Below are 695 nucleotides of genomic sequence, written 5' to 3' on the forward strand. Positions count from 1 at the left end.
CCCGCCGTGGCGGCGCCCGAGGTGCTGCTCAACTACAACGAAAGCCCCTACGGGCCCTCGCCGGCTGCGCGGCAGGCCATGCAGCGCGGTATTGCCGTTTCGGGGCGCTACCCGTACCCGGACATGTACGCGCTGGTCGAACAGTTTGCCAAACAGCAGGGCATTCTGGAGGAACAGGTGGCGGTGTTCGCCGGCTCCATGGCTGCGTTGCGCTACGCGGTGCTGGCGTTTACCAGCGAAACCCGCAGCCTGGTGATGGCCACGCCTTCCTACGAAGTACCGCGCCAGGCTGCCGAATCGCGAAAGGCCAGGGTGCACGAAGTCGATCTCACCGCCGATCACGCCCATGACCTTCCCGCCATGCTCACCGTTGACCGCCAGCCCGGCCTGATCTACCTCTGCAACCCGAACAATCCCACCGGCACCCTTACACCCGCCAAGGCCATCGAACAGGCACTGGCGCGCAAACCCCAGGGCAGCATTTTGCTGGTGGACGAGGCCTACATCGACTTCAGTGACGCACCCAGTTGTGTGGCGTGGGTCAAGGACCATGACGACTTGCTGGTGCTGCGCACGTTCTCGAAAATCTACGGCCTGGCCGGCGCACGCCTGGGGCTTGCGATCGGTCATCCGCAGCTGCTGGAACAACTGGCGGTGTTTGGCGGGGACAACGTGCCGGCGGCCGCCAGCCTGCT

Annotated in this window: 1 protein-coding gene; it reads left to right on the forward strand. The window is 65.2% G+C overall.

Annotated elements, in window-relative coordinates:
- Positions 1-695 (forward strand): aminotransferase class I/II-fold pyridoxal phosphate-dependent enzyme (locus HX846_RS37650; RefSeq protein ID WP_178967516.1); only part of this gene is annotated, 695 nt, incomplete at both ends.

Origin of the sequence: Pseudomonas sp. K5002, from assembly GCF_013386655.1 — a bacterium.
Lineage (GTDB): Bacteria > Pseudomonadota > Gammaproteobacteria > Pseudomonadales > Pseudomonadaceae > Aquipseudomonas.